Consider the following 14,250-nt stretch of genomic DNA (forward strand, 5'->3'; position numbering starts at 1 on the left):
TAAATTTTGATTTTATAGAAGGTAAAAATAATGAATTTTAATAAACTGATCTTACTATTTCTTCTGTTTTTCGGACTTCATGCAAATGCTCAACAAGATTTAACGACGCTAAAACCGATAAGTCAATATCCGCCTGAACTTCTTAAAACAGACGAATTTGGTATTAAATACTACTACGACCCAAGTCAGAAGGCGAGAATTTATGAAATAAATGGAGAGAATGTTGTGGTGATGGACGAGCTTATGCTAAGAAATAAGCCGAAATTTAATAATCAACTCGATCAAAATTATTATTATTTTCTCAACAAAAAACTCAATAGGGTTTATCCACTATTCTTAACCGCTTTAGAGCAATATGAAGATATTCAAGATGAAATGCGAACTCTTGATAAAAATTCCCAACGAAAATACGTGTCAGATCGCCAAAAAGAACTGGCGAATCAGTATGAACTTCAATTACGAGATTTAACGACAACGGAAGGGCAGGTTTTTGCCAAACTAATGAATCGCGCAACTGGCAAAACAGTTTATGAGATTATAAAAGAACTTCGCGGCGGTTGGAGTGCCTTCTGGTGGAATGTAAAAGGCAATATTGCTGACGTAAGTTTAAAGGAACCTTACGACCCTCATGTAAATAGAACTGATGAATTTATAGAATCATTGCTCCAAAGTAATTGGAATAGCGGATATTTGCAACCTTATCCTGGGTATCTTACCTTTAAAATTAAAAAATAGTATGAACAAAGTTTTACAAAATTCAGTATTGCTACTTGCTTTATTGAGTTTTAATTTCGGTTATTCATGGGGAATGACCGGTCACAGAGTTATTGCAGAAATCGCAGAAAACCATCTTTCTGGCAAAGCAAAAAGAAGTTTAAAGAAAATTATAGGCACAGAAAAATTAGCCTATTGGGCGAACTGGCCGGATGATATTAAATCAGACACTACCGGAGTTTGGAAACCAACGGAGCAATGGCATTACGTAAACGTCGCCCCACAGTCGAATATAAAAGAGTTTACAGAGGCTTTAAAAGCCCAAGCAGGTCCGAATATCTATACTCAAATAAAAGTTCTTTCTGAGCAGATTAAAGATAAAAAAACATCACCACAAGATCGTGAAATCGCGTTAAGATTTCTTGTTCACTTAGTGGGAGATGCTGCACAACCTCTACACATTGGACGGTTAGAAGATTTGGGAGGTAATAGAATTAAATTGAATTATTTTGGAGCGCCAACTAATTTGCACTCTCTATGGGATTCTAAAATGGTTGATTTTCAAAAATACAGCTATACAGAATTTGCAAGAGTTTTAGATGTTAAAACGAAAGAAGAAGTGAAAACGATTCAGTTAGGAACCTTAGAAGATTGGTTATTTGACAGCCATAAAGAGGCGAATAGAATCTATGCCAATTCTAAAGCTGATGCAAATTATTCTTTCGATTATAATTACAAATTTGAACCGCTTTTAGAACGCCAGTTGTTATATGGTGGTCTGCGTTTAGCAAGAGTTTTGAACGAGGTTTTATAAAAATTTCCTCTTCAAAACATCAAAAGCAATTTTATCTATAGGTAAAAGAAATGGGTTTTCTTCAGCAGTGAGGGAAACCCATTCTATTTTTTCGATACATGGATCCATAATCAGCAATTCATGCTCGTCAACCATTTCTGCGAGATAATAGATGCTCAAAAGCTGTTCACTGTTTCGAAATTTAGAAACAAGAAAATCTTCCTGAGTATATAAATGTTCGATGTTTTTCACCTTGATATTCAGCTCCTCTTCCAATTCTCGTTGAACACATTCCAAGACACTTTCACCAAATTCCAAACCGCCGCCGGGGAATTTCATAAGATGCTCACCAACGTATTCTTCGTGTAGCGCAAGGACTTTTCCATCTTTTATAATGGTAGCATATACTCTTACATTTACTTTATCAATCATAATTAAGTTTTAGTTTTTTTATCGGACAATCACAAAGTTAGGAATTTTTCAAATATCTTTAATTCTTAATCGCGTTGATCATTTCACGTTTTCCGGGAGGTCCAGCTTTTTTTTCTACGCTAAAGTTGAGCTCCTTTAAGATACGACGAACACTGCCTTTAGATGAGTAGGTGGTAAGAAGTCCGCCTTGTTTCATTGTATTTGCAACCATTTCAAATAACGGGTTCTCCCATAAATCAGGTTGAACTCTTGCTCCAAAACAATCAAAATAAACGAGATCGATTTCCGGTAAGTCTAGATTTTTAATTTCAAAAAAATCACAATTATATTTAGTCAAGAAAAAATGAGGTAAGATTTCAACGGTTTCGTTCCAATTACTAGCATGTATTTTCTGATAAATTTCTTCCATTTCTTTTTTATGAAAAATAGAACCATAATCAAGTTCGTTAACTTCCTGTTCAATTACGGGATATTTTTCAAGAGTGAAATAATGAATAACATGACTTTTGTCAGTTTTCAAAAACTCATCAATTGTGACCAAAACATTAAGTCCTGTACCAAAACCGAGTTCTAAAATGTTAATATCGGAATTATTTAATAAATTTAATCCATTATCAATAAACACGTGTTGAGCTTCTTGCAGTGCTCCATGGTGTGAATGGTAGTTTTCATTTAAATCATTGATATGTAGTGTTTTACTTCCGTCTGACGTGGTTCTTATCTCTCTTTCCATGATATTTTTTTTCAAAATTAATTTAAAATTTTGATATTTAAAAAATTATTATAAATTTGTGGAACATCAACAAAAATTTTAAAAATGATAATTCAAAAATCTACTAATCCACGAATTTCAGAATTTGATCCAGAGAATTTTTCTTTTGGAAATATGTTTAGCGATCACATGGTTATTTGTGAATATGAAAATGGAAAATGGGGAGAAGTGAAAGTGATGCCTTATGGACCGCTTCCTTTTACGCCAGCAATGATGGGAGTTAATTATGGTCAGGCTTGTTTTGAGGGAATGAAAGCTTACAAAGATAAAGATGATCAAGTTTTTATTTTTAGACCAGAAAAGAATTTTTCAAGAATCAATAAATCCGCGAGTCGTCTTGCAATGCCAGAAATTCCTGCAGAAGTTTTCTTAGATGGTTTGAAAGCATTAGTTGATTTAGACAGAGACTGGATTCCTTACGGAGAAGGAAATTCATTATATATTCGTCCGCTTATTTTCGCAACGGAAGAAGCTTTAAAAGCTAGAATTTCTAATAAATATATGTTTGCAATTGTTGCGACACCTGCAAAAAGTTACTATTCAGCACCAGTTTCAGTAAAAATTTCAGACTATTATTCAAGATCTGCAAACGGTGGAGTAGGATTTGCAAAAGCAGCTGGTAACTATGCGGCATCTTTTTATCCAACGCAGTTGGCGAATGAAGAAGGATATGAGCAAATTATCTGGACTGATGATTCTACTCATGAATATTTCGAAGAAAGTGGAACGATGAACGTTTTCGTTAGAATTAATGATACGATTTATACGCCACCAACTTCAGAGAAAATCTTAGATGGAGTTACCAGAGACAGTTTCATTCAATTAGCAAATAAAAGAGGAATTGAATTAAAAGTAGAACCTATCTCTGTAAAATCAGTAGTTGAAGCTCACAAAAATGGTTCTTTAAAAGAAGTTTGGGGAGTTGGAACTGCTGTTGTTACAACCCTTTTTAAAGCAATCGGATATCAAGGTGAGAAATTAGAATTGCCTCTATTAACTATTGAAGACAGTTTTGCTCTACAACTTCAAAAAGATTTAGTTGACCTTCAAACGAATGTTGCCGAAGATACTTTTGGATGGAGAGTTTTAGTTGAAAAAAGCATTTAAGAAACTTTTTAGTTTTATTAAATATAGTATTCAAAAACCGAGAATAATTATTTCTCGGTTTTTTCGTTTTTTAATCTAATTCGAAATGCTTATTTTCGCAAAAGTTTTTATGAAAAAAATAATCCTACTTTGTTCTTTTATCTTGATTGGTTGTGTAAAGCACGCACCGGCTCATCCTCCTGTAGGCGGAATTTTGAGTCAAAAAGATTTAGATAATTCAAAAAATAGATCTAAAAATTTGAATCTTATAGAAAGAAATCAAATTGAAGATTGGATCAAAAATCAAGATGAAGCCTTTTATCCAATGAGTATGAATTATTGGGTAAACGATAAAAATCTACAAAATCATAGAAAAAAAGAGAATGGTGAAGTGGTTTCTTATCAATATGATATTTACGATTTCGATTTAACGAAATTGTATGAAACACCAGTCCAGAATAAAAATAAAGTTTTTGGTCGCTTTGAAGAATTAAAACCAGTGGAAGATGCTTTGCGACACATGGAAAAAGATCAGGAAGTTACGCTGCTAATTCCTTCATCACTAGGTTTTGGAACTTATGGCGACAATGACCAGATTCCAAATGATATGCCTTTAATAATTAAATTAAAAGTACTTTAAAAATATTGCTATTTATGTTAAAAAAGAATTTATTAATCGCGATAGCAGCGATTTCGCTAACAAGTTGCACCCCAATTTATAAAAAAATGAACGTAGACAAAGAAACTTACGCAGGCCTTAAAGACGGACTTTATGCCAATTTCCAAACTTCAAAAGGAAATATGATTGTAAAACTAGAAGACAAAAAAGCACCTGTTACAGTTGCAAATTTTGTTGGTCTAGCTGAAGGAAAAATCGATAACACTGCAAAAGCGAAAGGTGTTCCTTTTTATGACGGAACGATTTTCCACAGAGTAATCAAAGATTTTATGATCCAGGGAGGTGATCCTAAAGGAACAGGAATGGGTGATCCAGGTTATAAATTCGACGACGAAAAAAATGACCTACAACACACAGGAAAGGGAATTTTATCAATGGCGAATTCAGGACCAAATACGAATGGTTCTCAATTTTTCATTACAGAAATCCCTACTCATTGGTTAGACGGAAAACACACTGTTTTCGGTGAAGTGGTAAACGGTATTGAGGTAATTGATACGATTGCTAATGTAGATAAAGGAGCACAGGATAAACCTAGAACTGATGTAGTTTTAGAAAAAGTTGCGATTTTCTCTAAAGGTGATGAGTACAAAAATTACGATGCTGCGACCATTTTCAAAGAAGGAAAAGCAAAAATTAAAGAAAATAATAAAGCGATTCTTGACAAAATTGAAGCAGATAAAAAGAAGAAAGTAGAAGAGTTTGCAGCAAATCAGCAAAAATTAGTTGATGATTTGAAAGCGACTATGCAATCAACTCCTTCTGGCTTATACTATAAAATCACTCAAACAACTGATGGTAAGACTGCTAATGTTGGTGATATGGTTTCTGTACATTATGCTGGTAAATTAGTTGACGGGACTGAATTTGATTCTTCATTTAAAAGAAATGAGCCGATTGAAATTTCTATCGGTGTAGGACAAGTAATTAAAGGTTGGGACGAAGGTATTCTTTTACTAAAAGAAGGTGAATCTGCGACATTACTTATTCCATCTGAACTTGGTTATGGAGCAAATGGTGCAGGAGGCGTTATTCCACCGAATGCATGGTTAATCTTCGATGTACAATTGGTAAAAGTGAACAGCACTTTATCAAAATAAATTATAAAAAAAGACCGGTTTAGATTATTGTTTTCACCGTGTTAAATTTTATATAGCACTTCAAGTAATTGAGGTGCTTTTTTTATCGAGATATTTCTAACGTTTTAATGCTCATACTTGTTTAAAGTAAGGTACCGATAACTTAGTAGATATTAGTTAAAAAAAACTACTTGAAAAATGGGTGAATAAACTGCTTTAACTGGAATTTCAATGCCCTATATTTGTCCTATAAAAATAAGAACATTAGACGAAAATTTATTTTCTCATTAATTTAACATACAGAAAATTACGTAGCTAAATTTGGTTAAGAAATTACTTCTAATGTGATATTTTAAAAAGTTTTAATAATACTTAATCTTTAAATATAGGGTAAAAACTACTAACTATTCGAAAACACAAATGATGATTTTGGTTTTCCCCGAAAATAAAAAAGATGAGTTTTAGAAAAACCAAGTGAGTGAAAAAAAAGAGAAGGTGCATTATTCCAATGCACCTTTTTTGTTATACGACTTTTTCACCACAAATTTTACAAAATCTTGAATCGTCATCGATATCGTTATTTCCGCATCGATCGCAAGCTTTACCGAGCTCCTGACGCTTGTTGCGCATTTCCGCCGTAACAATTCCAGTCGGAACTGCGATAATAGAATAACCCGCAAGCATTAGTAAAACAGAAAGAAATTTCCCTAGTGGAGTTCCTGGTGAAACATCTCCATAACCAACTGTCGTAACCGTTACAACCGCCCAGTAAACACTTTGTGGAATACTTTCAAAACCTTCTCTGTGACCTTCAACCATAAACATCATAGAGCCAACAATTACAGAAAATAGTATTAGGAATAAAAGAAATATGTAGATTTTTCGGGAACTGTTTTTTAGAGCTGTAACAATGAAATAACCATCGTTCATAAAGTCCATTAAATTCAGAATCCTAAAAATTCTTAGCATTCGGAGCATTCTGATAATCAGGAAATATTTGGTAATCGGAATAAATAAACTCAGGTAAAAAGGAAGAATCGCGAGAAAATCGATGATACCGAAAAAACTAAAAATATAATCTTTTTTGTTTTTTATCGTCATCACTCTCAAGATATATTCGACCGTAAAGAAAACAGTAATTACGATTTCAACAATCACAAATACTTTATGAAGTTTCGCATCGAAAATCCTTACACTTTCCATCATTACGATAAAGGTGCTTAGAAGGATTAGTGCCAACAAGAAGATGTCAAAAAGTTTTCCCAGTTTGGTATCCGATTTAAAAATGATCCGGAATAATTTACGTTTCCAGCGGACACGCTCGGGCATAAAATTATGTTCTCTTTCCATTGCTATTGACAGTCTAATTAAAGATTTAATTCTTAAATTCGTTGCAAACATAACAAAATGACAGTTAACCAAATAATTTGTGACCTAAAAAACCTAATTCCGTTAGCGCAAGCAGAAGATTTTGATAATGTAGGTTTACTTTGCGGAAATCCTGACCGGGAAGTAACAGGAATTTTAGTGTGTCATGATGCGTTGGAAAATGTTGTAGATGAAGCATTTGCTAAAGGTTTAAATTTGATTGTAACTTTTCATCCGATAATTTTTTCTGGATTAAAATCTATTACCGGTAAAAATTATGTTGAAAAAGCAGTTCTGAAAGCAATCGAAAATAAGATTGCGATTTATGCAATTCACACGGCATTTGATAATGATTATTTTGGCGTGAATTTTAGAATCTGCGAAGAGCTTGGATTAAAAAATCAAAAAGTTTTAATGCCGAAAAAACAGGATCTTCATAAATTGGAAGTTTTTGTCCCAAGAGATTTTTCAGAAAAAGTAAAGAATGCTTTGTTCGAAGCAGGCGCTGGAAATATCGGTTTTTACGATGAATGTAGTTTCGCAATTCCGGGCAAGGGAACTTTTAGACCGATTGAAGGTTCTAACCCATTCTCTGGAACAAAGGGTGTTCGCGAAAATGGTGATGAAGTAATGATTTCTGTGATTTATGAAACTTATAAAAAGAATCAAATTTTAACTGCGATGAAATCGGCGCATCCTTACGAAGAAGTGGCGTATCAAATCATTCAGTTAGAAAATGAAAATCATTTTTTAGGATTAGGAAGATTTGGTGAATTTGAAGAAGCGATGGATGAAGCAGAATTCTTGAATTTCGTTAAAGAGAAATTTAGTTTAAAGGCAATTCGTCACTCCAATTTTATCAATAAAAAAATCAAGCGAGTAGGCGTTTTAGGCGGAAGTGGAGCAAGTGGAATAGGAGCTGCAATTTCCCAAAAATGCGATGCTTATTTAACAGGTGATCTTAAATACCATGATTATTTCCAGGGCGAAGGTAAAATGTTGACTTGTGACATCGGTCATTTTGAATCTGAACAATTTGTTACTGAGCATTTAGTTGAGCTATTATCACAAAAATTCACTACCTTTGCAGTCTCAAAATCTACCGAGAAAACCAACCCTGTAAACTATTTTTTATAAAATATGGCTAAAAAAACAGTAGAAATCGCCGTTGAAGACAAACTAAGAGCACTTTACGACCTACAAATTATCGATTCAAGATTAGACGAAATCCGTAGCACAAGAGGCGAATTGCCTATTGAAGTTGAAGATTTAGAAATTGAAATCGAAGGTTTAGAAAAAAGAGCTGACAAATTTCAAAGTGAGATTAAACTTCAAAACGATGAAATCAGTACAAAGAATGAAGTGATTAATCACGCAAAATCTTTGATTGAAAAATACAAGTCTCAGCAAGATAACGTAAGAAATAACAAAGAATTCGAATCTTTGGATAAAGAAATTGAATTCCAGGAATTGGAAATTCAACTTTCTGAAAAAAGAATTAATGAATTTGGTGCGAAGATCGGTCACAAGAATGAAACTTTAGACGAGTTAAATTCTAAGATTGCTGATTTGAAAAACCACTTGAAATTCAAAAAAGAAGAGCTTGAAAATTTAGTTTCTGAAACTCAGAAAGAAGAAGATTTCTTGATTGAAAAATCACAGGAATTCGCTAAAAATATTGATGAAAGATTATTGGCTTCTTACCATAGAATCCGTACGAATTCACCAAACGGTTTAGCAGTTGTAGGATTAGAAAGAGGTGCGCCGAAAGGATCATTCTTTACACTTCCTCCACAAAAACAAATGGAAATCGCTCAACGTAAAAAAATTATTATCGACGAACATTCAGGTAAAATCCTTGTTGACGATGATATGGTAAACGAAGAGAACGAAAAAATGAAAGATATTATCAAGTTTTAATACTTTCTTAAAATAAAAAAAACCGGTTTGAAATTTTCAAACCGGTTTTTTTATGGAATAGCTTTTATTTGATTTCTACTTTATCTAAAAACTCGTGAATTCTTTTCATCGCTTCTTTCAGATCTTTTTCAGACGTTGCATAAGAGAATCGAATACAGTTCGGATTTCCAAAAGAAACACCTCCAACCGTTCCTACATGAGCGTTCTCTAACAAGAACATCGCAAAATCATCAGCATCTTTAATGAAAGTCCCATTTAAGGTTTTTCCGATGTAAAATGAAATATCAGGAAAAAAGTAGAATGCCGCTTTCGGATAATTAACTTTAAATCCTGGAATATCTTTGATTAAAGAAAAAACCAGATCTCTTCGTTTTTTAAATTCATCAATCATAAAACGATATTCGCTGGGGTCGGTTTGCAACGCAGTAATAGAAGCTTTTTGAGCCATCGTATTGGCGCCGCTCGTCATTTGTCCCTGAATTTTCTCACACGCTTTTGCCAACCACGTCGGACAAGCCGAATAACCGATCCGCCAACCTGTCATCGCAAATGCTTTTGACATTCCATTGATTACGGCAGTTTGTTCATAAACCTGAGGAAACTCCGCAATCGAAGTGTGTTTACCGTCGTAATTAGTGAACTCATAAATCTCGTCCGAAATAATCGTTATCTGAGGATATTTCGCAATTACATTAGCAATACTTTCCAATTCTTCATAAGTATAATAACTTCCAGAAGGATTGCAAGGAGAACTATAAAGCAGCGCTTTTGTTTTCGGCGTAATTGCTTTTTCAAGTTGTTCTGCGGTCATTTTAAATTCAGTGTCAATCGAAGTTTCCACAAAAACCGATTTTCCACCCATCATTTTTACCATTTCATCATAACTAACCCAATACGGCGCAGGAAGAATTACTTCATCACCGTCGTTAATAATTGAAGCAAGTACGTTTAGAATGGCTTGTTTGGCTCCATTTGAAACACAAATTTGCGAAGCTTTATATTCTAAATGATTATCTCTTTTTAATTTTCCACAAATGGCTTCTCTTAAATCCAAAAATCCCGGAACAGGCGAGTAGTGGCTGAAATTATTATTAATCGCCGCAAAAGCTGCTTCTTTAATATTTGCCGGAACATCGAAATCGGGCTCACCAAGAGTCAAACTTATCACGTCGATTCCTTCAGATTTCATTTGCCGGACTTTGTTGCTCATTACAAATGTTTGTGAGAAACTCATTCTATTAAGCCGGTCAGAGAATTTTTCCATAATTAATTTTAAGTGAATCAAAGATAATTTTTTAGTTTGAACTCACAAAACCAAATTATTGTGAATTCGTTTGTTTATTTTTGTAAAAAATTAGCAAAAAAATGTCTGTAGAATTAATAGAAAAGTACTTCCCCAATCTTTCCGAAATACAAAAAAAGCAGTTCGCTGACCTTGAAGCATTATACCAGGAATGGAATGAAAAAATCAACGTCATTTCTCGAAAAGATATGGATTCTCTTTATGAAAAACATATTCTTCATTCGCTTGGAATTGCTAAAATTATGGAGTTTGCACCAAACACAAAAGTATTGGATATAGGAACCGGTGGTGGTTTCCCCGGAATTCCCCTGGCGATTTTGTTTCCTGAAGTTCAGTTTACTTTGGTTGATTCTATCGGTAAAAAAATTACCGTTGTGAAAGAAGTTTCTGAAGGAATTGGTTTGAAAAATATCATTGCAATTCACGGAAGAGCAGAAACCGTGAAGGATCAATTTCATTTTGTGGTAAGCCGGGCGGTTACTCAGATGCCGGTTTTTCTTCGTTGGTTAAAGGGTAAATTTTTAAAAGAACAGTTTAATCCAAAGCACAATGGCGTTCTTTATTTAAAAGGCGGAGATTTGGGAGAAGAACTTTCTGGTTTAAAAGCAGAAATATTTCAACTTAAAGATCATTTTGAAGGAGAATTTTTTGACACAAAAAAAGTAGTATATTTATCTAAAGGAAATTTTAATTGCTAATTTAAAACATAATTTCACTGATTGTTTAACTTAACATTTTACCATTATGAAAAATATTATAAAGTTCAGTTTGTCTCTTTTCATGGTTGTTACGCTAATGAATTGTAATGATCGTAATGAAGAGGATTTGATTCAAAGTGTTGATCGTGTGAAAATTGACAGTGTAAAAGTTGCACAGGATTCTATGGATGTTTTCACCACACAAACCATCAAAACTTTTTCAAATTATAGTACTAAATGTGAAGGTTTTTATGGCTATGATTACATTCATTCTGATGAAATGACCCGTACTGTGAGTGCTTATAAATTCAAAACTGCAGTCGCTTGCGGTGAAGAAGTTGTTCATGCTTCACAAATTAATTTCCGTCCGCGGCAAACAGGAAATTACACTTTCAAGTTCTGGAACGGAAAAAATTCTGCCGGCGAAAATATCTGGATTGAAAAGACGATTAAAGTTAAATAGAATGTCGATTTTTAGATAAAGTTTTTGAAATCCAACTAATACTTATTAAGCATCAAGAATTCAATTTTTCTTGATGCTTTTTTGTTGAATTTTCCTTATTTTTCATTTTCTAAACTATACTTAGATTCAAGTTATCATTTAAGAACACCATTCATGAAATTTCTAAATAAAATTGTCACTGAACTTTTAGCACAAAATACTGATTTGTCGACTTTTAATATTATTCTGCCGGGTAAAAGACCATTGGTTTTCATCAAAAGAATTTTGAAAGAAAAACAATATTCGGGCATGCTTCCTAACTTTTTTACAATAGAAGATTTAATTAAAGATCTCGCCGACAAACAGCCAGTCCAGGGAATTGCTTTGTGGCTTTATTCTTTTGAAGTATATCGTGAAATTCAGCCATCAGAAGATTTTGCCAATTTTTTGAAATGGTTTCCAACGATATTAAAAGATTGGGATGATATTTTAAAATTTTCTGATTCTGACAAAGCGGTTTTAGAATATATGTTTGATGATGAACAGATAAAAAACTGGTCTGAAAATTTAGAAGTTCGCGAAGATGGATCATTAAGAAAGTTCCTTAATTTCTGGCAGAAAATGAATTTGTTTTTACCTTTATTAAAGCAGAAGTTGAACAAAAAAAACTGGGCAACTTCAGGAATGATTCATGAATCTGCGAAAAATAAAATTGAAGGATACGCTCAAAAAACAGACGGAAAATTTGTGTTTTGTGGCTTTAATGCATTTACTCCGGTAGAAGAAAAACTAGTCAGAAACTTGATGCAGTGGGACAAAGCTCAATGTTTTTTCCAAGCTGATGAATATTATATTAATGATGAGAGACAAGAAGCGGGCAAGTTTTTAAGAATCATTAAAACGTGGAAAGAATTTAATGAAAGTCGAAATTTCAACTGGATTGAAAATGATTTTGCACAATCAAAAAACATCAAAGTATATGAAGTTTCCGGAAATATAACGCAAGCGAAAGTCTTGCCTGAAATTTTTGAAGAAATTAATGATGAAAACTTATCAAAAACCGCTGTGGTTTTATTGGATGAAAATCTACTTCCAACTTGTTTAGATGCAATGAGCAGCGTAGAACATCTGAATATTACAATGGGATTTCCACTGAAAAATCTTGGGTTCAGCAATGCGATGAAACAGCTTTTTTATCTCCAAAAACAATTGGAGAAAAAAGATTCTTCCTATTATTATAATGATGTTTTGTCGGTTTTAGAAGAACTTCCGAATGAGGAAATTGATCAGCAAATCATTGTAGATTTTAAAGCAAAAATTGAAGAGAGAAATATCGTTTACATTTCGAAAAAGCAGTTTAAAGAATTTTTATCAGAACTATCTTATTTTAATTTATTTGAAAAACCGAGTTCCGTTAATCAATTTATTGATGAATTAATTGTGTACTGTTATCAATTAAAATACAGAGAGTTAGATGATATTTTATATGAAAATATTTCTCATTTCGAGAAGAGTTTTAAAATTATTAAAAATCAACTTTCACCATATTCATTTGATATAAAAATGGAAACGCTGGAAGTTCTGATTAATCAATTAGTCAGTTCAGAAACGATTGATTTTCAAGGGGAACCGCTGCAAGGTTTACAAGTAATGGGACTTTTGGAAACGCGATTGTTGAATTTTGAAAATATCATTTTATTATCTACGAATGAAGGAAAACTTCCTTTAGGAAATTCTCAAAATACGTATCTGCCTTTTGATGTTCGTCAACATTTTCATTTGCATACTTTTTTAGAAAATGACAGTATTTATGCTTATCATTTTTACCGACTTTTACAGGATTCAGAGAATGTTCATTTACTTTTTAATGCCTTAAGCTCTGGTGTAAATACAGGTGAAAAAAGCAGGTTTATTACTCAAATTGAAATTGAAGATAAACATCATCAAATTGAACATATAATTATCGAAAATTCTTCGGAACCAATTAATAAACAAGTTATTCAAATTGAAAAATCTTCTTCTGTCCTTCAGAAATTAGAAGAATGGAAAAAGAGAGTTTCGCCTTCCCATCTTACTTCATTTATTTATAATCCGGTTGATTTTTATCTGACCAAAATTTTGGGAACCAGAGAAACCAGCGAAATGGAAGAAGAACTTTCGCAAAGAAGTTATGGGAATTTAGTTCATTATGCCCTTCAAATTATCTACGAAAAACATCTAGGCAAAAAGTTATCAGTTAGTGATTTAGAGTTTTCAAATCAACAGTTAGTTGAAGTGATGAATCAGGCGATTATAAAATTAAATCATCAAACTGATTTCTATGAAAAGGGAATGAATTATATTCATAAATCGATTGCCGAAAGAGTAGTGCGAACGATTTTGGAGGTTGATAAAAAAATAATTTCTGACGGAAATACTTTAGAAATTCTAAGCGTTGAAGGAAATTTTGAAAATATCGATTATTTTCTGAATGAGGGAAAAACCGATAAAGTTTCATTCTACGGATTTATTGACCGAATCGACCGACTGAACGGAAAATTGAGAATTATTGATTATAAAACCGCGAAAACTAAAAATCTTTTAATTAAAGAAGCCAAAAAAGAAGAGGAAGCAGAAAAGCTCGAGCAGTTATTTTTCAGAGACGATTTCAAGCAAGCGATGCAATTGTGTGTTTATGCTTACGCCGTTTTAAATGAAAAGAAATATCCCGATAATTTTGTAGAATGTGGAATCTGGAGTTTTGCGGAAGCGAATAAAGGCGTTCAGAATTTGCAGATTTATGGTGATGAAGAAATCTCTAATCACTCTTTGGTAGGTCCTATGAAATGGATTAAGAATGTAATTGTTGAAATTTTAAATCCAGCAAGTGATTTTGTTGAAGAAGTGAAACAAAGTTGGTAGAAAAACTAAAACGGTAAGGAAAATTAAAACCTCAAAGTCACAAAGACTTGTGGTTTAAAAGAT

Annotated in this window: 14 protein-coding genes; 10 read left to right on the forward strand and 4 right to left on the reverse strand. The window is 33.0% G+C overall.

Going from position 1 to position 14,250, the window contains the following annotated elements:
* The first annotated feature begins 30 nt into the window (after positions 1-30).
* Positions 31-735, forward strand: coding sequence for a DUF4294 domain-containing protein (locus tag Q73A0000_RS03050; RefSeq protein ID WP_193812620.1), 705 nt, complete (start codon positions 31-33; stop codon positions 733-735).
* Between the two features lies 1 nt (position 736).
* Positions 737-1,528, forward strand: coding sequence for a S1/P1 nuclease (locus Q73A0000_RS03055; RefSeq protein WP_193812621.1), 792 nt, complete (start codon positions 737-739; stop codon positions 1,526-1,528).
* Here Q73A0000_RS03055 and Q73A0000_RS03060 read toward each other — a convergent pair.
* Both Q73A0000_RS03060 and mnmD read right to left on the reverse strand, forming a co-directional pair.
* Entirely contained in the window at positions 1,523-1,939 is a 417-nt protein-coding gene (locus Q73A0000_RS03060; protein ID WP_193812622.1) for an NUDIX hydrolase, read from the reverse strand. The two genes, Q73A0000_RS03055 and Q73A0000_RS03060, sit on opposite strands and share 6 nt — an antisense overlap.
* 58 nt (positions 1,940-1,997) lie before the next feature.
* Positions 1,998-2,672: a tRNA (5-methylaminomethyl-2-thiouridine)(34)-methyltransferase MnmD gene (mnmD, locus tag Q73A0000_RS03065; RefSeq protein ID WP_193813638.1), complete on the reverse strand. Its 675-nt coding sequence runs from the start codon at positions 2,670-2,672 to the stop codon at positions 1,998-2,000.
* A gap of 84 nt (positions 2,673-2,756) precedes the next feature.
* Between mnmD and Q73A0000_RS03070 the strand changes: the two genes are divergently transcribed.
* The 3 genes from Q73A0000_RS03070 to Q73A0000_RS03080 all read left to right on the forward strand — a co-directional run bounded on the left by Q73A0000_RS03070 (position 2,757) and on the right by Q73A0000_RS03080 (position 5,576).
* Positions 2,757-3,818: a branched-chain amino acid aminotransferase gene (locus Q73A0000_RS03070; RefSeq protein ID WP_193812623.1), complete on the forward strand. Its 1,062-nt coding sequence runs from the start codon at positions 2,757-2,759 to the stop codon at positions 3,816-3,818.
* A gap of 109 nt (positions 3,819-3,927) precedes the next feature.
* Entirely contained in the window at positions 3,928-4,437 is a 510-nt protein-coding gene (locus Q73A0000_RS03075) for an FKBP-type peptidyl-prolyl cis-trans isomerase (RefSeq protein ID WP_193812624.1), read from the forward strand.
* Positions 4,438-4,523: 86 nt separating this feature from the next.
* Positions 4,524-5,576: a peptidylprolyl isomerase gene (locus Q73A0000_RS03080; protein WP_244140791.1), complete on the forward strand. Its 1,053-nt coding sequence runs from the start codon at positions 4,524-4,526 to the stop codon at positions 5,574-5,576.
* Positions 5,577-6,077: 501 nt separating this feature from the next.
* On the opposite strand, the gene Q73A0000_RS03085 is transcribed toward Q73A0000_RS03080, so the two are convergent.
* Positions 6,078-6,905 carry an ion transporter gene (locus Q73A0000_RS03085; protein ID WP_193812626.1) on the reverse strand — a complete coding sequence of 276 codons (828 nt, stop codon included), beginning with the start codon at positions 6,903-6,905 and terminating at the stop codon, positions 6,078-6,080.
* Positions 6,906-6,962: 57 nt separating this feature from the next.
* Here Q73A0000_RS03085 and Q73A0000_RS03090 point away from each other — a divergent pair, with 57 nt between their 5' ends.
* The gene (locus Q73A0000_RS03090; protein WP_193812627.1) at positions 6,963-8,060 is read left to right on the forward strand and encodes a Nif3-like dinuclear metal center hexameric protein; all 1,098 of its coding nucleotides are present in this window, start codon (positions 6,963-6,965) and stop codon (positions 8,058-8,060) included.
* Between the two features lie 3 nt (positions 8,061-8,063).
* Positions 8,064-8,843, forward strand: coding sequence for a zinc ribbon domain-containing protein (locus tag Q73A0000_RS03095; RefSeq protein WP_193812628.1), 780 nt, complete (start codon positions 8,064-8,066; stop codon positions 8,841-8,843).
* A gap of 64 nt (positions 8,844-8,907) precedes the next feature.
* Here Q73A0000_RS03095 and Q73A0000_RS03100 read toward each other — a convergent pair whose 3' ends face one another.
* Positions 8,908-10,107 carry a pyridoxal phosphate-dependent aminotransferase gene (locus Q73A0000_RS03100; RefSeq protein WP_193812629.1) on the reverse strand — a complete coding sequence of 400 codons (1,200 nt, stop codon included), beginning with the start codon at positions 10,105-10,107 and terminating at the stop codon, positions 8,908-8,910.
* A 101-nt stretch (positions 10,108-10,208) separates the two neighbouring features.
* On the opposite strand from Q73A0000_RS03100, the gene rsmG reads away from it, so the two are divergent.
* From rsmG to Q73A0000_RS03115, 3 genes are all read left to right on the forward strand, one after another.
* The gene (gene rsmG / locus Q73A0000_RS03105; RefSeq protein WP_193812630.1) at positions 10,209-10,844 is read left to right on the forward strand and encodes a 16S rRNA (guanine(527)-N(7))-methyltransferase RsmG; all 636 of its coding nucleotides are present in this window, start codon (positions 10,209-10,211) and stop codon (positions 10,842-10,844) included.
* 46 nt (positions 10,845-10,890) lie between these two features.
* The gene (locus Q73A0000_RS03110) at positions 10,891-11,307 is read left to right on the forward strand and encodes a hypothetical protein (RefSeq protein ID WP_193812631.1); all 417 of its coding nucleotides are present in this window, start codon (positions 10,891-10,893) and stop codon (positions 11,305-11,307) included.
* 153 nt (positions 11,308-11,460) lie between these two features.
* A complete protein-coding gene (locus Q73A0000_RS03115) occupies positions 11,461-14,187 on the forward strand; it encodes a PD-(D/E)XK nuclease family protein (RefSeq protein WP_193812632.1) in 2,727 nt (908 codons plus the stop codon).
* The last annotated feature ends 63 nt before the right edge of the window (positions 14,188-14,250 follow it).

This window comes from Kaistella flava (ex Peng et al. 2021), assembly GCF_015191005.1.
GTDB lineage: Bacteria > Bacteroidota > Bacteroidia > Flavobacteriales > Weeksellaceae > Kaistella > Kaistella flava.

What these genes read in the sequence shown, in the direction of transcription:
- Q73A0000_RS03050 (WP_193812620.1), top strand. Translation starts at nt 31, where the DNA reads ATGAATTTTAATAAACTGATCTTACTATTTCTTCTGTTTTTCGGACTT.
- Q73A0000_RS03055 (WP_193812621.1), top strand. Translation starts at nt 737, where the DNA reads ATGAACAAAGTTTTACAAAATTCAGTATTGCTACTTGCTTTATTGAGT.
- Q73A0000_RS03060 (WP_193812622.1), bottom strand. Translation starts at nt 1,939, where the DNA reads ATGATTGATAAAGTAAATGTAAGAGTATATGCTACCATTATAAAAGAT.
- mnmD (WP_193813638.1), bottom strand. Translation starts at nt 2,672, where the DNA reads ATGGAAAGAGAGATAAGAACCACGTCAGACGGAAGTAAAACACTACAT.
- Q73A0000_RS03070 (WP_193812623.1), top strand. Translation starts at nt 2,757, where the DNA reads ATGATAATTCAAAAATCTACTAATCCACGAATTTCAGAATTTGATCCA.
- Q73A0000_RS03075 (WP_193812624.1), top strand. Translation starts at nt 3,928, where the DNA reads ATGAAAAAAATAATCCTACTTTGTTCTTTTATCTTGATTGGTTGTGTA.
- Q73A0000_RS03080 (WP_244140791.1), top strand. Translation starts at nt 4,524, where the DNA reads ATGAACGTAGACAAAGAAACTTACGCAGGCCTTAAAGACGGACTTTAT.
- Q73A0000_RS03085 (WP_193812626.1), bottom strand. Translation starts at nt 6,905, where the DNA reads ATGGAAAGAGAACATAATTTTATGCCCGAGCGTGTCCGCTGGAAACGT.
- Q73A0000_RS03090 (WP_193812627.1), top strand. Translation starts at nt 6,963, where the DNA reads ATGACAGTTAACCAAATAATTTGTGACCTAAAAAACCTAATTCCGTTA.
- Q73A0000_RS03095 (WP_193812628.1), top strand. Translation starts at nt 8,064, where the DNA reads ATGGCTAAAAAAACAGTAGAAATCGCCGTTGAAGACAAACTAAGAGCA.
- Q73A0000_RS03100 (WP_193812629.1), bottom strand. Translation starts at nt 10,107, where the DNA reads ATGGAAAAATTCTCTGACCGGCTTAATAGAATGAGTTTCTCACAAACA.
- rsmG (WP_193812630.1), top strand. Translation starts at nt 10,209, where the DNA reads ATGTCTGTAGAATTAATAGAAAAGTACTTCCCCAATCTTTCCGAAATA.
- Q73A0000_RS03110 (WP_193812631.1), top strand. Translation starts at nt 10,891, where the DNA reads ATGAAAAATATTATAAAGTTCAGTTTGTCTCTTTTCATGGTTGTTACG.
- Q73A0000_RS03115 (WP_193812632.1), top strand. Translation starts at nt 11,461, where the DNA reads ATGAAATTTCTAAATAAAATTGTCACTGAACTTTTAGCACAAAATACT.